This is a genomic window from Streptomyces sp. NPDC018693, assembly GCF_044391385.1.
Lineage (GTDB): Bacteria > Actinomycetota > Actinomycetes > Streptomycetales > Streptomycetaceae > Streptomyces.
Genome location: NZ_JBIRZZ010000008.1, coordinates 309,815 through 328,958 on the forward strand (window position 1 = coordinate 309,815; position 19,144 = coordinate 328,958).

18 protein-coding genes and 3 pseudogenes are annotated in these 19,144 nt (G+C 69.9%); 12 read left to right on the forward strand and 9 right to left on the reverse strand.

Annotation, left to right across the window (positions count from 1 at the left end; all coding sequences use genetic code 11):
• Window positions 1–55: 55 nt before the first annotated feature.
• Both ACH5AC_RS22845 and ACH5AC_RS22850 read left to right on the forward strand, forming a co-directional pair.
• A pseudogene (locus ACH5AC_RS22845) lies at window positions 56–829 on the forward strand (tetratricopeptide repeat protein); the annotation flags it as partial.
• The gene (locus ACH5AC_RS22850) at window positions 777–1,313 is read left to right on the forward strand and encodes an NUDIX domain-containing protein (RefSeq protein ID WP_398863852.1); all 537 of its coding nucleotides are present in this window, start codon (window positions 777–779) and stop codon (window positions 1,311–1,313) included. The pseudogene ACH5AC_RS22845 and the gene ACH5AC_RS22850, both read left to right, overlap by 53 nt.
• Before the next feature lie 59 nt (window positions 1,314–1,372).
• Here the strand turns inward: ACH5AC_RS22850 and ACH5AC_RS22855 are convergent, their stop codons facing one another.
• Both ACH5AC_RS22855 and ACH5AC_RS22860 read right to left on the reverse strand, forming a co-directional pair.
• Window positions 1,373–2,005 (reverse strand): hypothetical protein, encoded by a 633-nt coding sequence (locus ACH5AC_RS22855; protein WP_398863853.1) that lies wholly within the window; start codon window positions 2,003–2,005, stop codon window positions 1,373–1,375.
• Window positions 2,002–3,417, reverse strand: coding sequence for an AAA family ATPase (locus ACH5AC_RS22860; RefSeq protein ID WP_398863855.1), 1,416 nt, complete (start codon window positions 3,415–3,417; stop codon window positions 2,002–2,004). Before ACH5AC_RS22860 ends, ACH5AC_RS22855 begins: the two co-directional genes overlap by 4 nt.
• A 161-nt stretch (window positions 3,418–3,578) precedes the next feature.
• On the opposite strand from ACH5AC_RS22860, the pseudogene ACH5AC_RS22865 reads away from it, so the two are divergent.
• A pseudogene (locus ACH5AC_RS22865) lies at window positions 3,579–3,713 on the forward strand (DNA mismatch repair protein MutT); the annotation flags it as partial.
• 47 nt (window positions 3,714–3,760) lie between these two features.
• On the opposite strand, the gene ACH5AC_RS22870 reads toward ACH5AC_RS22865, so the two are convergent.
• From ACH5AC_RS22870 to ACH5AC_RS22880, 3 genes are read right to left on the reverse strand one after another with little or no spacing between them, the layout of a single operon-like run.
• Window positions 3,761–4,393, reverse strand: coding sequence for a DUF6000 family protein (locus tag ACH5AC_RS22870; RefSeq protein WP_398863856.1), 633 nt, complete (start codon window positions 4,391–4,393; stop codon window positions 3,761–3,763).
• A 3-nt stretch (window positions 4,394–4,396) separates the two neighbouring features.
• Complete coding sequence (locus tag ACH5AC_RS22875) at window positions 4,397–5,128, reverse strand: HEAT repeat domain-containing protein (protein ID WP_398863858.1); 732 nt, start codon at window positions 5,126–5,128, stop codon at window positions 4,397–4,399.
• Entirely contained in the window at window positions 5,125–5,511 is a 387-nt protein-coding gene (locus tag ACH5AC_RS22880) for a CPCC family cysteine-rich protein (protein WP_398863859.1), read from the reverse strand. Before ACH5AC_RS22880 ends, ACH5AC_RS22875 begins: the two co-directional genes overlap by 4 nt.
• Window positions 5,512–5,782: 271 nt before the next feature.
• Between ACH5AC_RS22880 and ACH5AC_RS22885 the strand changes: the two genes are divergently transcribed.
• Window positions 5,783–7,027, forward strand: coding sequence for a pyroglutamyl peptidase (locus ACH5AC_RS22885; RefSeq protein WP_398863860.1), 1,245 nt, complete (start codon window positions 5,783–5,785; stop codon window positions 7,025–7,027).
• Between the two features lie 53 nt (window positions 7,028–7,080).
• On the opposite strand, the gene ACH5AC_RS22890 is transcribed toward ACH5AC_RS22885, so the two are convergent.
• Window positions 7,081–7,893, reverse strand: a complete 813-nt coding sequence (locus ACH5AC_RS22890) for an EI24 domain-containing protein (protein ID WP_398863861.1) — start codon at window positions 7,891–7,893, stop codon at window positions 7,081–7,083.
• Between the two features lie 390 nt (window positions 7,894–8,283).
• On the opposite strand from ACH5AC_RS22890, the gene ACH5AC_RS22895 reads away from it, so the two are divergent.
• Window positions 8,284–8,628 carry a hypothetical protein gene (locus ACH5AC_RS22895; RefSeq protein ID WP_398863862.1) on the forward strand — a complete coding sequence of 115 codons (345 nt, stop codon included), beginning with the start codon at window positions 8,284–8,286 and terminating at the stop codon, window positions 8,626–8,628.
• 13 nt (window positions 8,629–8,641) lie between these two features.
• Here ACH5AC_RS22895 and ACH5AC_RS22900 read toward each other — a convergent pair whose 3' ends face one another.
• Window positions 8,642–9,853: an RNA-guided endonuclease InsQ/TnpB family protein gene (locus tag ACH5AC_RS22900; RefSeq protein WP_398863863.1), complete on the reverse strand. Its 1,212-nt coding sequence runs from the start codon at window positions 9,851–9,853 to the stop codon at window positions 8,642–8,644.
• Between the two features lie 70 nt (window positions 9,854–9,923).
• Here ACH5AC_RS22900 and ACH5AC_RS22905 point away from each other — a divergent pair.
• Both ACH5AC_RS22905 and ACH5AC_RS22910 read left to right on the forward strand, forming a co-directional pair.
• Window positions 9,924–10,514: pseudogene (locus ACH5AC_RS22905) on the forward strand (peptidase M28); the annotation flags it as partial.
• Window positions 10,511–11,665, forward strand: coding sequence for a serine hydrolase domain-containing protein (locus tag ACH5AC_RS22910; protein ID WP_398863864.1), 1,155 nt, complete (start codon window positions 10,511–10,513; stop codon window positions 11,663–11,665). The pseudogene ACH5AC_RS22905 and the gene ACH5AC_RS22910, both read left to right, overlap by 4 nt.
• 173 nt (window positions 11,666–11,838) lie before the next feature.
• On the opposite strand, the gene ACH5AC_RS22915 is transcribed toward ACH5AC_RS22910, so the two are convergent.
• Complete coding sequence (locus ACH5AC_RS22915; RefSeq protein ID WP_398863867.1) at window positions 11,839–12,837, reverse strand: NADP-dependent oxidoreductase; 999 nt, start codon at window positions 12,835–12,837, stop codon at window positions 11,839–11,841.
• Window positions 12,838–12,928: 91 nt separating this feature from the next.
• Here ACH5AC_RS22915 and ACH5AC_RS22920 point away from each other — a divergent pair, with 91 nt between their 5' ends.
• Entirely contained in the window at window positions 12,929–13,381 is a 453-nt protein-coding gene (locus tag ACH5AC_RS22920) for a MarR family winged helix-turn-helix transcriptional regulator (RefSeq protein WP_398863868.1), read from the forward strand.
• Between the two features lie 63 nt (window positions 13,382–13,444).
• Here ACH5AC_RS22920 and ACH5AC_RS22925 read toward each other — a convergent pair whose 3' ends face one another.
• On the reverse strand, window positions 13,445–14,338 hold the full coding sequence (locus ACH5AC_RS22925) for a hypothetical protein (RefSeq protein ID WP_398863870.1): 894 nt from the start codon (window positions 14,336–14,338) through the stop codon (window positions 13,445–13,447).
• Window positions 14,339–14,614: 276 nt separating this feature from the next.
• Here ACH5AC_RS22925 and ACH5AC_RS22930 point away from each other — a divergent pair, with 276 nt between their 5' ends.
• The 4 genes from ACH5AC_RS22930 to chvE all read left to right on the forward strand — a co-directional run bounded on the left by ACH5AC_RS22930 (window position 14,615) and on the right by chvE (window position 19,113).
• A complete protein-coding gene (locus ACH5AC_RS22930; protein WP_398863871.1) occupies window positions 14,615–15,775 on the forward strand; it encodes a mandelate racemase/muconate lactonizing enzyme family protein in 1,161 nt (386 codons plus the stop codon).
• Window positions 15,772–16,776, forward strand: a complete 1,005-nt coding sequence (locus ACH5AC_RS22935; protein WP_398863872.1) for a zinc-binding dehydrogenase — start codon at window positions 15,772–15,774, stop codon at window positions 16,774–16,776. Before ACH5AC_RS22930 ends, ACH5AC_RS22935 begins: the two co-directional genes overlap by 4 nt.
• Before the next feature lie 112 nt (window positions 16,777–16,888).
• The gene (locus tag ACH5AC_RS22940) at window positions 16,889–17,857 is read left to right on the forward strand and encodes a hypothetical protein (RefSeq protein ID WP_398863873.1); all 969 of its coding nucleotides are present in this window, start codon (window positions 16,889–16,891) and stop codon (window positions 17,855–17,857) included.
• A 146-nt stretch (window positions 17,858–18,003) separates the two neighbouring features.
• Entirely contained in the window at window positions 18,004–19,113 is a 1,110-nt protein-coding gene (gene chvE / locus ACH5AC_RS22945; RefSeq protein WP_398863874.1) for a multiple monosaccharide ABC transporter substrate-binding protein, read from the forward strand.
• Window positions 19,114–19,144: the final 31 nt, after the last annotated feature.

The following is a 19,144-nucleotide window of genomic DNA, read 5'->3' on the forward strand; positions in this document are numbered from 1 at the left end:
CGCCGAGCACAGTCGGTCCCCTAAAGCGACACGACCTGCATGGGACACAGTCTCTGCGGCGACAACAGCATGGAAGCACCACGACCTCGGCCAGGAAGGCGCCGCCCAGCGCTACTACCAGGTCGGCTACAAGCTCGCCTGCGAAGCCGACCCCCACGGCCACGCGGCCTGGATGATGCGCGCCCTCGCCCACCAGGCCCTGAGCCTCAAGCAGCCCCACCACTGCGTCGACCTCGTCGAAGGAGCCCTCCGCACAGGTCTCGGCCACGTCGACGGCCAGACCGAAGCGCTCCTCCACATCACGCACGCCCGCGCCTACGCTGCGGTCAACGAGAACCCTTTGGCCGCGCGCGCCCTACTCGCCGCCGAGGACGCCCTCCTACGGGACGACGGCCCCCAACCCAGCTACTCCCGCGTAAGCGGCCCCGCCGCCGGCACCGTAGCCAGCCACACCGCCCGCACCCTGACCGACCTCGCAGACCACATCGGCACCGAGCAGCAGCACCGCGATGCCCTCACCCGCTGGGACCCGGAGAAGTACAAGCGCGTCCACGCCCTCACCCACGCCGACCTCGGCGACAGCCTCGCCGCACAGGCCCGCGCCGACGAAGCCGTCGCCGCATGGACCCAGGTCCTAGTCCTCATGGAAGGCGTGACCTCCGACCGCACCCGCAAGGCGATCACCTCGATCCGCTCCACCCTCGCGGTCTACCAGCGCCGCCGCGTTCCCGGTGCCGCCGATCTCGCACGCCGCGCCCGCGAGGCCCTCGCCCAACATGCTCAACAACCCGCCCGACGAAGGGAACACCGTGGCCCAGCAGACAGATGACCAGCCGAAGGCCCTGAAGCCGGCGCTCGAATCGATGACCCTGCTGGTCGCCGCTGTCATCGTCCACGACAAGGCCACCAACCGTGTCGTCCTCCTCCAGCGCAGCGAGGATGCCAAGTTCGCCCAGGGCATGTGGGACCTCCCCGTCGGCAAGAGCGAGCCGGGCGAGCCCATCACCGAAACCGCGGCCCGCGAGCTCTACGAGGAGACCGGCCTCACGGTGAAGCCGGAGTCCCTCAAGGTCGCCCACATCATCCACGGCGCGTGGGGCGTCGAAGCCCCCAACGGCTTCCTCACCGTCGTCTTCGCCGCCCACGAATGGACCGGCGAACCCGAAAACCGCGAACCTCGCAAACACTCCCAGGTCCGCTGGGTCGACGCCGCCGACATCCCCGAAGCCTTTGTCGACACCACGGCCAGCGCCCTCCACCACTACCTCAACAATGGCTCGGAGGTCTCCCTTGACGGCTGGTCTGCAACATGAGCCGCGGGCTTGCTCCAGCCCAGGGACAGGTGCGTGAACCTATGGCCTAGCTGAGTGGGTCATTGGCTGAGAGACTCGAACGCCTCGTTGAGGTCCTTGACGAAATGCTGCCACGACGGAAGGCCAGCCACCGGCCCCTCGGGATCCAGGAGTTCGAGCATGCGCAGCCGGTGCTGCGAGAAACGCTTCTGGAACTGGGCGAGGCGGCGCCCTTTGTACTCGCTTGCCCGCGCCAGCGAGTCCTTGAGGAGCTGTTTAGGGTCGGCGACTTTTTCCGCCGCAGTGCCCTTGGGGAGATCAAGGCTGACGCGACCGCGCGGGTTTTCGGCGACCTGGCGCAGACATGCCTCATCGAGAAGCAGCCACGCTTCCAGCATGCGGACGGGCACCACGGCGACGTGCTGGAGACGAGGCCACTCGGCGCGCACTGCCTCCGCGATCTCGTCCCTGCGATCCTGGGCGGGACCCCGGTCGGCATCCCGTTGCACCACTACCAAGTCGTAGGACCCGTGGAGCTCACGGGCTACTCGCAGCTTGTCCCGGACGGAATGGCCAGTCGGCAGCCGAAGCAGACCGAAGTCGGGGACGGTTATCGAGGCTTCGAGCCCCTTGCGCGCGGCAATGGATTCGACGTGCCGTACGAGGCCGTTGTCGCTGCTGCCCTCGCCGATGAAGAGAACACGAGTGGTCACGCGGCCCCCCAGTCCAGCGTGAGCTGCGCTCCGACGGGTGTGGTGAGGTACGGCAGGACGTCGGCCTTAGTCACGAAGTCGGCGCCCGCCTTTGTGGCGCGCCACGTCTCGGCGAGCGGACGCAAACGCAGTACCCGATTCAGGGAGCCGTCCTCCGCCTTGTGGATCGCGGTGTCGGCGAACAAGAGGTCGTCAGGATTGACGAGCTGCACGACCCCTGGTGAGTGTGTGTTGATCAGCACCTGTCGGAACGGGTTGTCCGTGCCAGGTGCCTCCGACGGGTCGACGGCGAGGTCTTGGACAAGGGCGACCATGGCGTTGAGGTTGGCGGGATGGATGCCGTTCTCGGGCTCCTCCATGCAGATCAGACCGCGCACGGACGCGTCCTCGAGTAGGACGCACAGGGCCAGGAAACGCAGGGTTCCTTCAGAGAGACTGCGGGCAGGCAGCGTAATGCCGGCAAGCTCACGCACGTTGACCGTGAGGAGCTGCCGGACCTCGTCCTGATCGACATCCAGATCACGGATATGGATTCCCGTCAGGTCCGAAAGACGCCCCGCCACCCTGGCGTAGACCTGGCTGGCGTCCGCACCCGGAGTGTCGTGGGCGACACGGAAGAGCGTCGCGGGCAGGTGGGAACCGTCGGCGCCCATCACCTGCGGGTCGACGTACCGATCGGACCTGCGCAGAGCCGACGGCTCAAGAGCGAGTCGTCGCCAGGACTGCATCTCACGGCGAGCGGCGAGGATGGTCGGGTCGTCGCTGCTGGTGATGGTGGAGACGACGGTTGCGGGTGCCCGGGACGCTGCGGCTGGCTTGGGCTGACCCCGGCTGCCACCGTCCTGATGGATTTTGACGACCGATTCGCCCGATTCAGTCGTCGTCGAGATGAAAGGGGCGCCGCTGCGGTGGCCCTGAATGACGCTGTTGCGGAACTCCTTCGCGCTGTGGGGGAAGAGGAGGTGCCGGGCGGCCTTGCCCTTGGTGATGTGGCTTAGCGTCTCGTGGAGGAGGGTGAGGCGGCCGAAACGGTCGAGGCCGGACGGCTCCTGGTAGCCGACTTCAAGCTCATATCGCAGAAACGTGGTTGTGGCCTTGGCGGCCCGGCCGAAGTCGTCCTGAGTGTGGAGCGGGACGATCATTTCGGCGGCGAACCGCATCCGGTGACGGCCAGGCGCGAAGCCCTTCCAGAACAGGTCACGAGGGTCACCATGACGCTCACCGTGTACGCCCCGAACCTCCTGGGCCGCCTCCATCATCGATTGGTCGGCGAGTAGGGAGAGGAACTGGATGGCATCGAAAACATTCGACTTGCCGGTGCCGTTCTCCCCTGCGATGCAGGTGAAGGGGCCGAAGTCGATGGATAGGTCCAGAAGGTTCTTGAACCCGTGGACTTCGATGCGGGTCAGCATGCTGTCTCCGGAGGCTCGCCGGGCGGATTCATCAAGACTACTGGCGAGGAAGCCGTCATCCCGTGTGTGCGTTGGTGGTCCCTCCCAGTGCTTGGCCACGGCTCGCCACCCCGTCTTCCTCGGCGCGACTGGTCTGCGGCTGCAGTCCTGGGCGTGCCGGGACCACAGTCCGTGAGCTCTCCGAGGAGACGGGCCTCAGAGCGAAGGCCGAGTCCCTCAAGGCCGGTCGCATCATCCGCGGAGCCTGGGGCGTCGAAGCCCCCAAAGACTTCCTCACACTCGTCTTCGCCGCCCACAGGGCTGAGAGGTGGGCGGCCCCCCAGTGAGCGGGGTTACACCCCGACTATGTGCGCGACCAGCCGTTGGCGAAGTCGCATTGGAGGTCCGTCCAGCGGCGACGCTCGACGGGGGTGTAGGCGGGATGGTCGCGGAGGTGGGCCAGGGCATTGACCCACTGGTCCCAGAGACCGTCAGGCTGGGTGAAGCGGTCCGCATGGTGGGTGCCGAGGTGGGCGTCGAGGCGGAGGAGTGCGCCGAGGGCTGCGGGCTGGTCGTAGCGGAGGTCGGTGCGGGGGAGGTAATGGTCGAGGTAGGCGGTGAGGATCTCGGCGTCCGCGTGCGTGCCGAAGCGGGCCAGGGCGAAGCAGTAGGCGCTGCCGGAGAAACAGAACTCGCTGGCCAGGAGCAGGTCGCCGATGCGTTCGCGGAATGTGGCGCGTCGGCCTACGCCGACCAGCCAGGCGGCGGTGAGGCGTGAGCGCCACTCGTAGCCGAGGAGGGCTTCCAACTCGGCATCGGTGATCGTGGCCGAGTCGTCGATGAGGTGACGGGCGAAAAGTTCGCCGTGAGGCCACTCGGGCCGCAGGAATCGACCACTTTTCAGGACGAGGTAGCGCGCGTGGCCTGAGTCCTTCCTTGCCGCGTAGCGCTCGATGACGTAGCCGTAGCCGATCTCTTCGGGGTGCTGGGACGGCATCAGTCACCTCTCCGGGTACAGGTCGGTACGGTCGATCCAGGTGGGGGCGACGAAGATGTTGCTGCCGGCGGGGGCTTCGGAGGCTTCCAGTAGGGACCAGGTGCGGGACTCCTCGACCAGGTGCTCCCAGGGCGCGGTCCAGTCGAGTTCCCAGTCCAGACCAGTGCCGGAGATGCCGTACGTGCGGCCGGCGTCCACGCGCCAGAACTGTGAGTAGAGGATCACCTGGGCATGGTCGGCGAGGTCGTTGATGATCTCGGTGAAGTGGGCCGAGGGCCAGCCAGGGGCGTCCTCTGCGGCGGTGGCCCGCAGGCGCGCGGTGAGTGGGGGGACGACAGGGGTACGGGCGCCGAGTTCGGTCAGGGCCAAGCGGATGCCGACGGGCTCGGTCCAGTCCGGTGGGGTCGTCCGTTCCAGGCAGGCGCGGTAGGCGCGGCGCAGGGGCTCGACGGCGCCGTCGGTCTCCAGGCTCGCCAGGGCCATGGCCGCCCATTCGCGGACGGTCGGGTTGTCGCTGTCCAGCAGGCAGATGAGAGCGGGGCCGCAACGGGGATCGCCCACCTCCTCGAAGACCTCGATGGCGGTCAGCTGACCGAAGCCGCCGAGGGAAGGCAGGCCGTTGATGACGGCGGGTATGGCGTCGGCGCCGATCCAGATCAGCTCCGCGCGGGCGTCGTAGGACTCGTCGGCTTTGCCGTCGAGCTGCTGGACGAGTGTCTCGATGCGGGAGGTCATGACGCGGAGTGGTCCCCGCGCCAGAAAGTGGGGAGCCACCAGCAGAGCACCGAGTGGTCGTCGGGCCACGGGGCGCGGTCCTCGGCCGCCCAGTCCTCGAAGGAGTCCCGTGCCAGATCGATGGGGCGCCAGGCGGGGTCGAGGGGCTCGTCCTCAGCCGGCGGGCGGACGTACTGGCGGCCGTGCTCGTCGCAGGCGCCGAAGTTCTGGTAGTTCCGCTGGGCCTCGATCAGGGAGACCTTGTTCGCGCCACCGCCCATGGTCGGCCAGCGGAACTGGACCCCATCGTCCTCCCAGAAGCAGACGGGGCAGATCTCGTACGAGCCGGGCATCGCGCCCAGTACGCGGTGTCCGCAGCACGGGCAGGGGTAGGAATCGCTCACCTGCGCAGTCTCGTCGCAGGATCCGCCGATGTGCCATGGATTTCTCTGCCCTGAGGTGCCCAGCCGTCCGCAGCCAGTCCGCAGGACACCGGTAAACGGCCGTCGGGAGCCAACGCATGCCAACGAAGAACCCCCAGGTCAGGGCCCTGCGCGGGGCTCCGCCGCAGGTCCGTGGCGAAGATTCCGCGCGCCGAGGCATAGACCACCGCTGCCACGGAATGCTTCCGTCGTCCCGCACGCTCCCCACTGCGACGGAAGGACCACAACTCCCGTGCATCCCATACGTGTTGGTACCGGCATCCTCGGGCTGGCCCTGGCGGCCGTGCTCTCCACCACCCCGGCTGCGGCGGTCGAGGCCGCGCCGGCATCCACCGTCGAGGAACAGAGACTTGACCGGGCCGTACCGCAGGAGATCCTCGCGCGGTCCGGGTTCGACGCGGTGGCGGACCGGTTCGCCCGGCAACTGGGGGCGGCGCGCTCGGTGGCGCAGGCCCGCGCCGTCGTCGTACGGGAAGGGTCGGCGCTGTGGCGGCGGGCCGTGGACCGGGCGCAGGGGCGGGGGCCGGCCGGCGGGGACCTGAGCCGGGACGACGACCGGCCGTTGTACTGGGCGCGGTTGGCGATGACGCGGGAAGTGCGGGGCTGGCAGCCGGAGTTCGGGCTCACGGACGCCCAGCGGGCGGCGCTGCTCGACGACCTGGAGCGCACCTCGCGGGGGCAGACGGACCTCCGCTATCCGCGGGGCAAGGGGGTCAAGCGGATCCTCGTCACCGGGTTCGACCCCTTCACGCTCGACCGGGACGTCCGGATCTCCAACCCGTCCGGGGCGACGGCGCTCGCGCTCGACGGGACGGTGATCGAGACAGGGGACGGTCCCGCGCGGGTGGAGTCGGCCGTGTTCCCGGTGCGCTGGGCGGACTTCACGGAGGGGACCGTGGAGCGGACCCTGCGCCCGTACCTGCCGAAGGTCGACCTCTTCGCGACGGTGAGCCAGGGCCGGGTCGGGCGCTTCGACGTGGAGCGGACCAACGGGGCGTGGCGGGGCGGCTTCCCGGACAACGAGAACATCGGCGTCACCGGGTCCGTCCCGGTCGGCGATCCGGCCTCGCAGCCGCAGTGGACGGCCACGACGTTGCCGTACGCGGCGATCGTGGCGGCGGACACGGGCCGCTTCCCGGTCTACGACAACACCGCCGTGACGGAGATTCCGGCGGGCGGCGCGGAGGCGGTCGTACGACCGGACGGGCCGACCCCCGGCTCGACAGCGCGGGCCGGGGGCGGCGGGAACTACCTGTCGAACGAGATCGCCTACCGGGCGACCCTGTTGCGCGACCGGCTCGGCCTGCGCGACACCCTGCCTGGGGGGCATGTGCACACGCCGGTGCTGCAGTTCGGGGCCGGGAACACCACCGAGGTGACCGATCCCGAGTTCGTGCGCAACCGGCTGGACATCATCGCGCAGGTGCGGGCGATCCTGGCGGTGGCGGCCAGTGGGACGGAGCGAGGGCGAGGCTGACGCCGCGGCCGGCCGGGGCGGAGCCGATCAGCCGGCGACGGCGAGTGTCTCGGTCACCAGGTCGCGTTCTCCTGCGTGAGCGGGCTGTTCCCGTCGCCGTTGCCGTCGCCGCCCGTCCTGCTCTGCTCGCCGAGCAGGTCGCGGGCCATGAGGGTGGCGCCCGCGACCGCGCCCGGCATCAGGAACACGGCGACGAACGGGACCATGAAAGCCAGGCCGAGGGGTGTGCCGAAGCCCCAGGCCAGTGACTTGCGGGAGCGGAGCAGGGCGAGGCGGGAGCGCTGGTCGAGGCCCCGGCGCTGCACGGCGATGCCGGTGAGCTCCCCGGTGAGGAAGAACCCGGTGAGGAAGAAGCCGATCACCGGTACGACGGTCTGCCCGACGAACGGGATGAACCCGGCGGCGAACAGCAGCAGGCCCCACAGCCCGGCCCGGACCAGGAGCCGCAGGCTGTCCCAGGCCGAGATCGACAGCTCACGCCACAGCGGCCGCCCGGACTCGGGCGCGTGGCCGTCGGGCGACACGTCCCGGTCGACGGCCATGGACAGGCCGTCGTAGAAGGGCTGGCCGATGAGCAGGGTCACGGCGGTGAAGGTGAGGACGGCGAGGAGGAGGCCGAGGGCGAACAGCACCGCGGTGAGGAAGCCGCGGAAGAGGCCGAGCCAGGGGCTGGACCAGTCGTCGGCGAAGGGTGTCGCCCAGGCGACGAGGTCGTCGCCCCACACGGCGAGCGCGACGAGCGCCGCCGCGTAGAGCACCAGCGTGATCAGTCCGGGCACCAGCCCGAACCCGTACTGCCTGCCGTTCCGGGCCACCCATCGCTGACCGTCCAGCAGATAGCGGAAGCCCACCCCAAGATCGCGCATGGGCGAACTCTAGCGGGCGGGCCGCGCGCGGGGCCGGGGCCGGGGCCCGGCAGGCTCCGCGCAATGCCGCCCGGCGAGGCAGGCCCAAGGACCGGGCGGAGATCCGCACGACACCGTCCGACAGGGCAGGGCCGGGGGCCAGGAAGGGCCCCGCACGACACCGCCCCGCAGGTCGACCCGACGGCCGAACAGGACCCCGCGCGACACCGCCCCGCGGGTCAAACCCCCGGCCAGGAAGGCCCCGCGCGACGCCCCCTCGACCGCTCACCTAGGCCATCCGGGCTATCGGTGACACCAACACCCTCTTGTTGCAGTTGAGTCGAACAGGTACACCTCGCCGTACCGATCTCAAACGGCTCACGATCTCAGGCATGTCCAGAGGAGGTACACGTGCGACGCACCACGAGCACCGTCCCGGCCCGCCCTGTTCTGATCGCCGCCCTCGCCCTCACCGCGACGGGTTCCCTCCTGCTCACCCCGCAGTCCGCGACCGGCGCCGAACCCGGCCCGGTCGCGGCCCTCAACGCCCTGTTGAAGCGCCGAGGTACGACGGTCCGCGGACGGCGGCGCCGCCTTCGTACCCGCGTCGGCCGCGCCGACAGGCCGCCGCACTCGCCCGCACGTACGTACGACGTCCCCTTCACGACGACCCCACCACCGGCACGACCCTCCTGCACCCCGTCCGGGTCGCCGCCGCCGGCACGGCCGGTGAGCTGTTCGCGCTGCGGGAGTTGACTTCCTCCCCCGCCTAAAGGCGGGGGATTCCAGCGGTCGCCCGCTGGGTTTCCTGCTTCACCGACGACCGCCCCGTCCGGGAGGACTCCCGTTGAGGTCTTACACCGTCTCCACAGGCAGACGCCGCCAGCCCGGCGGCCAGGATGTTGCGTGCCGCGTTCACGTCGCGGTCATGCACCGCTCCGCACTCGCACGTCCACTCACGGACGTTCAGCGGCAGCTTCGCCGCGACCGTGCCACAGGTTCCGCACAGCTTCGAGCTGGGGAACCAGCGGTCGATCACGACGAGTTCGCGCCCGTACCAGGCGCACTTGTACTCCAGCATCATGCGCAGGTCCGTCCAGGCCGCATCCGAGATGGCACGCGCGAGCTTGCCGTTCTTCAGCAGATTGCGGACGGTCAGGTCCTCGATCACGACCGTTTGGTTCTCACGGACGAGCCGAGTCGACAGCTTGTGCAGGAAGTCCCGGCGCCGGTCGGCGATGCGGGCATGGATGCGGGCCACCTTGCGCCGGGCCTTCTCCCGGTTCGCCGAGCCCTTCGCCTTCCGCGACAGCTCCCGCTGAGCCTTCGCCAGGCGGGTGCGGTCACGGCGCTCGTGCTTCGGGTTGGCGATCTTCTCGCCGGTGGACAGGGTCACCAGGGAGGTGATCCCGGCATCCAGGCCGACCGCCGCTGCAGTGGCGGGGGCCGGGGCGATGCTGTCCTCGCACAGCAGGGACACGAACCAGCGTCCCGCCGCGTCACGGGACACGGTCACCGTGGTCGGCTCCGCACCTTCCGGGAGCGGACGCGACCAGCGGATGTCCAAGGGCTCCGCCATCTTTGCCAGCGTCAGTTCCCCATCACGCCACGTGAAGGCGCTGCGGGTGTACTCGGCCGACGCGCGGGGCTTCTTCCGGGACTTGTAGCGCGGGTACTTCGCGCGCTTGGCGAAGAAGTTGACGAATGCCGTCTGAAGATGGCGCAGCGCCTGCTGGAGCGGGACGGACGACACCTCCGTCAGGAAGGCCAGTTCCCCGGTCTTCTTCCACTCCGTCAGCGCGGCGGACGACTGCACGTAGGAGATCCGGCGCTGCTCGCCGTACCAGGCCCGGGTGCGCCCCTCCAGCGCCTTGTTGTACACGAGGCGGACGCAGCCGAACGTGCGCGACAGCTCAGCCGCCTGCTCGTCCGTGGGGTAGAAGCGGTACTTGAACGCCCGCTTGACCTGCTGCTGCGCCAATGCCTCACATTCTATCAGCTTCCGTGTGAGTGGCGGCGATTCGGCTCTGCCTGCCCCGCTCCGCAGAAGCTTCGTTTCCTCCCCGGTCTTCACTGGCGTCCTGAACGCCGGTTTCGACTGGTCTTCCGTGGATGTCCTGTTCGCGTCCACGGGGCTGGACCACGACAGGCTGACCCCGGCCGCCCGCACCGCCCTCGACGCCTTCCTGGCCGGGCACGGCCTGGTCGGGCGGGGCGCCCAGGGGGCCGGGCTGAGCACCGCCGCCGGGTTGCTGAAGGCGACGGCCGTCGAGGGCAACGAGGACGCCAACGGCGTGGTGCGCGTGGGCAACTCGGGTCCGGTGACGGCCGGGGCGCCCGCGTACGGCTTCGTGTACGCGCCGGTCTGGTTCACCGACCTCGGTCCGGGGGTGCGCGTCGAGCAGTCGTACGCCACCGGGAACCCGCTGGTCTCCGGTCACTGGCGGGCCGTGGCCGACGGCTCGGGCGGTCCGGACGCAGCGGCGGGCCGGGCCTCGGTGGTGAGCGGGCCGCATGCCGTCCTGTTCGGCACGGAACCTCTCTTCAGGGATCACCCGAAGGGAGAATTCCCGCAGGTCGCACAGGCTTTGATCAAGATGGGACAGGCAAGCAGCAGCGGTCTGGGTGAGGAGAGCGGATGACGCAGCAGATCCATGGCACCGTCGTCGAGGGTTTCGAGGCGGTGCGGGAGGAGTTCGCCGCGTTCGTGGCGAGGGAACGACCCGACTACGAGGGCCAGTTGTGCGCGTACGTACGAGGCCGACGGGTCGTCGACCTGTGGGCCGGGGACGACGTGGGACCCGAGTCCCTGTACGGCGTGTTCTCGTCCACGAAGGGCGCCGCCTACCTGGTCGTGGCGCTGCTCGTGCAGGACGGCACGCTGGAGCTGGACCGCAGGGTGACGTACTACTGGCCGGAGTTCGCGGCGGAGGGCAAGGGCCAGCTGACGCTGCGCGAACTGCTCACGCACCGGGCGGGGGTGGTCGGTCTGGACGCCGGCTTCTCCGCGGAGGAGCTGGCCGACGACCGGGCGCTCGCCGAACGGCTCGCGGACCAGCGGCCGTTCTGGCGCCCGGGCACGGCGTTCGGCTACCACGCCTACGTCATCGGCGCGCTCGCGGGCGAGGTCGTACGGCGGGCCACCGGCCGCACGCTCCAGGAGATCTACGAGGACCGGGTACGGGTGCCGTACGGGCTGGACTTCTTCCTCGGGCTGCCCGCCGTGCACGAGCCGCGCTTCCGGTCCGTGCAGCCGATGGCCCCGACGCCCGAGCAGCAGGCGGAGCTGGACGCGGAGCCGAGCGGGCCGCACACCCTGGGGGCGATCGCGTTCAACGCGCATGTGCTGCCGGAGGCGGGCGACCTGGTGGCCCACGCCAACTCCCGTCTCGTGCGGGCCAAGGGACCGGCGTCGGCGGGCGGTGTCGCCTCCGCGCGCGGGCTCGCCGGGATGTACGCGGCGGTGTGCGCCGAGGTGGACGGGCGGCCGCCGCTGCTGAAGCCGGACACCGTCGCCGAGGTCGGGCAGATCCACTGCGTCGGCCATGACCTGGTCGCCCGCGCGCACCGGGCGTTCGGGCTGGGCTTCCACGCGACCGCGGAGAACTCGTACCCCTTCCTCGGCGCGGGGGCGTTCGGGCACAGCGGCGCCGGCGGTTCGCAGGCGTTCGTGGATCCCCGCAGCGGGCTGGCGTACGGCTACACGCGCCGCCGGATGGCCTACCCGGGCGGGGCGGCGCCGGAGAACGAGCGGTTCGTGGCGGTGGCGCACCGGGCCGCGCTGGCCATGTGACCCGGAGTACGGGTGAAGGCCGCACCCCACGTCCAAGGGTGCGGCCTTCGTCGTACGCAACGAACGGTGTCAGGCCGACGTCACGCTGATGTTGCCCGCGGGTCGCCCGCCGACGCCGACCTCGGCGGTGACGGTCGAGCCGGAGAGGTCTGCGCCCCAGGGTGGGGTCGAGGTCAGAGCTTGACGATCATCTTCCCGGTGTTGTCGCCGCGCAGGACGCCGAGGAACGCCTCCAGGTTGTTCTCGATGCCCTCGACGACCGTCTCGCGGTACTTCAGCGCGCCCGAGGCGATCCAGGGGGCGACCTCCTGGACGAACTGCGGCTGGAGGTCGTAGTGGTCGCCGACCAGGAAGCCCTCGATGCGGCCGCGGGTCTGGATGAGGCGGGCGAGGTTCTTCGGGCCGGGGGCGGGCTCGGTGTTGTTGTAGACCGAGATCATGCCGCAGACGGCGATGCGGCCGTCGCGGTTGAGCCGTCCGATGGCGGCCTCCAGGTGGTCACCGCCGACGTTGTCGAAGTAGACGTCGATCCCGTCGGGGGCGGCTTCCTTGAGCTGCTCGCTCACCGGGCCGTTCTTGTAGTTGAAGGCGGCGTCGAAGCCGTACTCCTCGACGAGGAGCTTGACCTTGTCGTCGGAGCCGGCCGAGCCGATGACCCGGGAGGCGCCCTTGAGCCTGGCGATCTGGCCGACCTGGCTGCCGACGGCACCCGCGGCGCCGGAGACGAAGACGGAGTCGCCCTCCTTGAAGGCGGCGGTGCGCAGGAGGCCGGCGTAGGCGGTGAGGCCGGTCATACCGAGGACGCCGAGGTACGTGGAGAGGGGCGCGGCGTCGGGGTCGACCTTGACGGCGTTCTTCGCGTCGACGGCGGCGTACTCGCGCCAGCCGAAGAAGTGCAGGACGTGGTCGCCGACGGCGATGCCCTCGGCGTTGGAGGCGATGACCTCGCCGACCGCGCCGCCCTGCATGACCTTGCCGAGTTCGAAGGGGGCGACGTAGGACTTGGCGGCGCTCATGCGGCCGCGCATGTACGGGTCGACGGACAGGTACTTGTTCCGCACCAGCACCTGGCCCTCACCCGGGGTGGGGGCCTCCGTCTCGACCAGGGCGAAGTCGTCCGGCCGGGGCCAGCCGACGGGACGGCTGAGCAGGTGCCACTCGCGGTTCTTCATGGGGGGAGCGCCTTTCGTCTTTATTTCAGTACCTGAAACAACCATGCGGCTGAATATTTAAGGTTGTCAAGTAACGGGGTATCCTGAGCCCATGGCCACACCACCCAAGACCCGTCGCCCCGACCCCGTGACCCTGGAGGTCGTCGAGCTGATCGGCGAGGTCGTGGCGCGCTACCACACGGACTACGAGGAGGCCGCCGCCGAGCACTCCCTGACCGGCGCCCAGGCCAAGCTCCTCGGCCTGCTGTCCCTGGAACCGCTGCCGATGCGCCGGCTCGCCCAGCGGCTGAAGTGCGAGCCGTCCAACGTCACGGGGATCGTCGACCGCCTGGAGGCCCGCGGCCTCGTCGAGCGCCGCCCCGACCCGGCAGACCGCCGGGTGAAGGTGGCCGCCGCCACGGACGACGGGCGCCGGGTGGCCCGGGAGCTGCGCGACTCCCTGCGCTTCGCCCGGGAGCCGCTGGCGGCGCTGGAGGAGGACGAGCGGGCGGTACTGCGGGTGCTGCTGCGGCGGATGCTGGGGGCGGAGCCCGAGGCTCGGTGAGCGAGCCCCGCCTTCGGCCTGCCGGAACGACGCCCTGAGCCCTTTGCCCCTACCCCTCAGCCCTTACGTGCACCACCACAGGAACCGGTTGCACGTCTCCGATGGTGACGGTTCCGGGGCCGGGTCGGAGGGGGTGGGGTCCTCGGTGGTGGGGCTGGGGTCCGGGGCGGGGCCCTCGGTGGCGTTCGGGTCCGTCGGGGTGGTGCCGGGGGCCGAGAAGCGGGTGCCGCCGCCGGTGGGGGCGTCCGACGGGGACTCCGAGGCGCTCGGTGACGGGGAGGCCGAGTCGGACGGGGAGGCGGATGCGGAGGCGGAGGGGTCCGCGGACGCCGAGGTGCCGTTGCTGCCGCTGCCCTGACTGGTGTTCAGCGGCTCGGCCGACTCGCCCGGTGTCGCGGCGTCCCCGTCGATCTCCGAGGACTCGCCGCCGGCCGCCGACGGGTTCCGGGAGGAGGACCCCGGGGCGTCCATGCCGAGTTCGGCGAGGCTGAGGCCGCCCGCCGCCAGCACGAAGCCCGCCGTGACCAGGAGCGCGCGGCGTCGGCGTCGGCGGTGCACGGCGGCTTTGCGGTCGCGACGGGTCATCTGTGCGCCGGGGGTGTCGTCGCCGTTGTCGCCGCTGTCGCCGTCGTCGAGGCCGTCGCTGCCATCGCTGTCGTCGAGGTCCGGATCCGCCGAGCCTTGGACGCCGCCGTAGTTCTCACTCGGATCCGGTCCCGCCTGCGCGGGCACCCTGGGCGTCCCGGAGGCGGCCGCATCCTGGCCGTGAGCCTCTTGGCCGTACGTCTCCTGCCCGTAGGGCTCCTGGACGTAGCCGCCCTGCTGCGCCGTGTACGCGTACTCCTGGGCGTACGTCTGCTCCGGCGAGGAGGCGCGGAGCGCTTCGGCTGCAGTGCCGCACCCCGGGCAGGCGAGGGCGCCGTTGAGGTGCCTGCGGCACGGGTGGCAGTAGTCCATGACGCGGGAAGACTAAGTTCCGGATAGGTAACGTTCCTAGCTCCACCTGTGAAGGTTTTGCGGGAAAACGGTCTGCCCAAGCATGGAAATGCTTCCGAAACCGTCGAAATCGATCACCAGCGGTCGCGAGGGACTCGACCGTTCTACCCCGTTTGGACATCGTTATGTGTTCACCCCATTGACACTCCCGGCACGCCATCCTTACTGTCACGCCAGCATTTCGAACGAGTGCCGAAATCTCGAACAGCGTCCACCAAGCAGCGAGGGACAACTGCCGTGCGCATCACCGGAATCAGCACACACGTGGTCGGGACGCCGTGGCGCAACCTGACGTACGTCCAGGTGCACACCGACGAGGGCATCACGGGAGTCGGTGAGACCCGGATGCTGGGTCACACCGACGCGCTGATCGGCTACCTCCGGGAGGCCGAGGCCAACCACATTGTCGGCTCCGATCCGTTCGCCCTGGAAGACCTGGTGCGCCGGATGAAGTACGGCGACTACGGCCGTGCGGGTGAGATCGTCATGTCCGGCATCGCCGTCGTCGAGATGGCCTGCTGGGACATCAAGGGCAAGGCCCTGGGCGTGCCGGTGTGGCAGCTGCTCGGCGGGAAGGTGACCGACAAGGTCAAGGCGTATGCCAACGGGTGGTACACCACCGAGCGGACGCCGGATGCCTACCACAAGGCCGCCCAGGGCGTCATGGAGCGCGGATACAGGGCGCTGAAGATCGACCCCTTCGGCACCGGGCACTTCGAGCTGGACCACGAGCAGACCCTGTACGCCGTCTCCCTCATCGAGGCCGTGCGCGACGCCATCGGGCCCGAGGCCGAGCTGATGCTGGAGATGCACGGGCGCTTCTCGCCGGCCACCGCCGTGCGGCTGGCCAAGGAGCTGGCCCCCTTCAAGCCGGCCTGGCTGGAGGAGCCCTGCCCGCCGGAGAACCTGAAGGCGTTGAAGAAGGTCGCCGAGAAGGTGGACATCCCGGTCGCGACGGGCGAGCGGATTCACGACCGGATCGAGTTCCGGGAGCTGTTCGAGGACCAGTCCGCCGACATCATCCAGCCGGACGTCGGTCATATCGGCGGTATCTGGGAGACGCGGAAGCTGGCCGCCACCGCCGAGACGCACTACATGCTCGTCGCGCCGCACAACGTGGGCGGGCCGGTGCTCACCGCCGCCTCGCTCCAGGTCGGCTTCACCTCCCCCAACTTCAAGATCCTCGAGCACTTCAACGACTTCGCGGACGCGGAGATCAAGAAGGTCGTGAAGGGCGCTCCTCAGGTCGTCGACGGGTACTTCCACCTGTCCGACGCGCCCGGCCTCGGCGTCGAGCTGGACGTCGACGCCGCCGCCGAGTTCCCGCAGCAGCAGGCCCGGTTCGACCTGTGGGCCGAGGGCTGGGAGCAGCGCAAGCCGAAGGGCACCCAGCAGTGAGCACCGCCGTCGTCATCGAGGCGCCCGGCGAGCACCGGCTCACCGAGCACACGCCCCGCGAGCCGGGGCCCGGCGAGGCGCTGGTCCGGGTCCACGCGGTGGGCATCTGCGGCAGCGACCGCGAGGTGTACCAGGGCAACCGGCCCGAGGGGTACGTCCGCTATCCGCTCACGCCCGGTCATGAGTGGTCCGGGACGGTGGAGGCCGTGGGCGCCGGGGTGCCGGAGGGTCTCGTCGGCCGCAAGGTGGTCGGGGAGGGCTTCCGCAACTGCCAGGTGTGCGACCGCTGTCACGCCGGCGAGACCACGCTGTGCACGTCCGGGTACGAGGAGACCGGGTTCACCCAGCCGGGTGCCATGGCCGCCACGCTGACCCTGCCGGCCCGGCTGCTGCACGCCCTGCCGGACGACGCCGACCTGACCGCCGCCGCGCTGCTGGAGCCCGCCGCCTGTATCGCGGCCGCCGCGATCAAGGCGAACGCCCGGCCGGGCGAGCGGGTCGCGGTGGTCGGCACCGGCACGCTGGGCATGTTCGCCGTGCAGTTCCTCAAGGCGGGCTCCCCGGGCGAGCTGCTGGTGGTCGGTACCCGGCGCGACCGGGAGGCCCTGTCGCTGCAGTTCGGGGCCACCGACTTCCGTACCCGGGACGAGGAGCTGCCGGACGACTTCGACGTCGTCATCGAGACCGCCGGGTCCGCCTCCGCCGCCCGGTCCGCCGCCGGCCTGCTCCGGCGGGGCGGGCGGCTGGTGCTGACCGGTATTCCGGCGCCGGGCGCGGACGGGCTCGACCCGACCGATCTCGTCGTACGGCAGCTGGAGGTGCACACCGTCTTCGGGGCGCCGCCGGACGCCTGGTCGCACACGGTGCGGGTGTTCGCCGCCGGGCTGCTCGATCCGCTGCCGCTGGTGACGCACGAGCTGCCGCTGGCCGAGTTCTCCGAGGCCATCGAGCTGGTGGGGTCCGGCGATCCGAAGGTGGGCAAGGTGCTGTTGCGCCCGTAGCCGTACGCCGGTGCGGGGGCGCCCTGACCGTCTCCGCACCGGTGTACCCCCAGAGCCCCCCACGCCCTGAGCCCCGAACTTCGTCCGACATTTCGAACATAAAGGACAGCTTGTGACCGACGCTTCCGTTACGGCAGCCCGCAGGCCCGGCGAGCAGGCGCTCGCCGCGCTCGGCCTGGGCGCGCCCGCCCTCGATCCCGCCGACTCCTCGACTCACTCCTTCCCGGGCGGTGGCCGCTGGCGCACCGAGCTCCCCTCGTGCGAGGGTCCCGAAGCGCTGGCCGTCGTCCTCAAGGAAGCCTCGCGGCTCGATGTGCCGATCCACCGGATCAGCCAGGGCAGCGGTGTGTGGATGCTCACCGACGCCGAGATCACCGAGATGGTCGAGGCGACGAACGAACGGGACATCGAGTTGTGCCTGTTCACCGGGCCGCGCGGGACCTGGGACACCGGCGCGTCGGTGCGTACCGACTCGCGGGGCGGGGGGCTGCGCGCCCGGGGTCACGACGCCGTCGCCGGCTGCGTCGAGGACGCCGTGCGGGCCACGGAGCTGGGCGTCAAGTGCCTGCTCGTCGCCGACGAGGGCGTGCTGTGGACGCTGCACCGGGCGCGGCAGGCCGGGATCATCCCGGCGGACACGACCCTGAAGGTCTCCGCGCTCATCGGGCCGGTCAACCCGGCCTCCTTCGCGGTCTACGAGCAGCTCGGCGGCGACTCCATCAATGTGCCGAGCGATCTGACGCTGGATCATCTGACCGAGATCCGCCGGGTGTCCGGCTGTCCCATGGACATGTACATCGAGGCCCCCGACGATCTGGGGGGTTATGTCCGGATGTACGAGGTTGCCGAGCTGATCCGGCGCGGCGCACCGCTCTACCTGAAGTTCGGTCTGTCCAAGGCCCCCGGCATCTACCCGTACGGGCACCACATGCGGGAGCTGACGCTGTCCACCGCGAAGGAGCGGGTGCGGCGCGGCCGGCTGGCCCTGGACCTGCTGGCGCGTCACGGGGCCGACGGCGACATGGCGCCGCTGGGTTCCCGGCTGCCCGGCCCCCTGAGGCGTTTCGAAACTTCCGCATAACGTTTCGAACAACCCCGCTTCACAGAAGCGGACGCAGCCGAACACAATCCGACACACCGCTTTTCTCGGTCTTCCCGCACGGCTCCCTCAAGCGCCTCCGCACCACCGGACCGAGCACTGCCCCACCCACATCAAGGATGATGATCATGCGTACTCGCCGAGCCGCCCTCACCGCCATAGCCGGAGCCGCCTCCCTCGCCCTGACCCTGACCGCCTGCGGCCAGAACAGCGAGGGCGGCAGCGAGGAGAAGTCGTCGGACGGCGCCAAGGGCGCGACCATCGGCATCGCGATGCCGACCAAGTCCTCCGAGCGCTGGATCTCCGACGGCAAGAACGTCGTCGCGGACCTGGAGGCCAAGGGCTACAAGACCAAGCTGGTCTACGGCGAGGACAAGCCCGAGCAGCAGGTCTCGCAGATCGAGAACCTGATCGCCCAGGGCGTCAAGGCGCTGATCATCGCGGCGATCGACAACAAGTCGCTGGACAACGTGCTCCAGCAGGCCAAGGACGCGAAGATCCCGGTCATCTCCTACGACCGGCTCATCCTCAACAGCCCGAACGTCGACTACTACGCCTCCTTCGACAACACCAAGGTCGGCGAGCTGCAGGCCAGCTACATCGTCGACAAGCTCGGTCTGAAGGAGGGCAAGGGCCCCTTCAACATCGAGCTGTTCGCCGGCTCCAACGACGACAACAACACCAAGTACTTCTTCAACGGCGCCATGAGCGTCCTGAAGCCGTACATCGACAGCAAGAAGCTCGTCGTCCGGTCCGGCGAGACCGAGATCAACAAGGTCACCACCCTGCGCTGGGACGGCGCCACCGCCCAGCGGCGCATGGACGACATCCTCACCAAGTCGTACAAGAGCGACAAGGTCGACGCGGTGCTCTCGCCGTACGACGGCATCTCCATCGGCATCCTGTCCGCGCTGAAGTCCGACGGCTACGGCTCCGCGGACAAGCCGCTGCCCGTCATCACCGGCCAGGACGCCGAGCTGGCCTCGGTGAAGTCGATCATCGCGGGCGAGCAGACCCAGACCGTCTACAAGGACCTGCGCGAACTGGCCAAGGTCGCCTCCAACATGGTCGACGCGGTGCTCAACGACAAGACGCCCGAGACCAACGACACCAAGACCTACGACAACGGCTCCAAGGTCGTCCCCGCCTACCTGCTCGAGCCGGTCAGCGTCGACAAGACCAACTACACCCAGGTCCTGGTCGACGGCGGCTACTACACGGCGGACCAGCTGAAGTAGCGGACCAGCTCAAGCAAGCGTCGAACCTTAC

Coding starts and splice junctions, on each gene's coding strand:
- ACH5AC_RS22850 (WP_398863852.1), top strand. CDS start 777: ATGCTCAACAACCCGCCCGACGAAGGGAACACCGTGGCCCAGCAGACA.
- ACH5AC_RS22860 (WP_398863855.1), bottom strand. CDS start 3,417: ATGCTGACCCGCATCGAAGTCCACGGGTTCAAGAACCTTCTGGACCTA.
- ACH5AC_RS22875 (WP_398863858.1), bottom strand. CDS start 5,128: ATGACCTCCCGCATCGAGACACTCGTCCAGCAGCTCGACGGCAAAGCC.
- ACH5AC_RS22910 (WP_398863864.1), top strand. CDS start 10,511: ATGACGCAGCAGATCCATGGCACCGTCGTCGAGGGTTTCGAGGCGGTG.
- ACH5AC_RS22920 (WP_398863868.1), top strand. CDS start 12,929: ATGGCCACACCACCCAAGACCCGTCGCCCCGACCCCGTGACCCTGGAG.
- chvE (WP_398863874.1), top strand. CDS start 18,004: ATGCGTACTCGCCGAGCCGCCCTCACCGCCATAGCCGGAGCCGCCTCC.
- ACH5AC_RS22915 (WP_398863867.1), bottom strand. CDS start 12,837: ATGAAGAACCGCGAGTGGCACCTGCTCAGCCGTCCCGTCGGCTGGCCC.
- ACH5AC_RS22925 (WP_398863870.1), bottom strand. CDS start 14,338: ATGGACTACTGCCACCCGTGCCGCAGGCACCTCAACGGCGCCCTCGCC.
- ACH5AC_RS22890 (WP_398863861.1), bottom strand. CDS start 7,893: ATGCGCGATCTTGGGGTGGGCTTCCGCTATCTGCTGGACGGTCAGCGA.
- ACH5AC_RS22870 (WP_398863856.1), bottom strand. CDS start 4,393: ATGCCGTCCCAGCACCCCGAAGAGATCGGCTACGGCTACGTCATCGAG.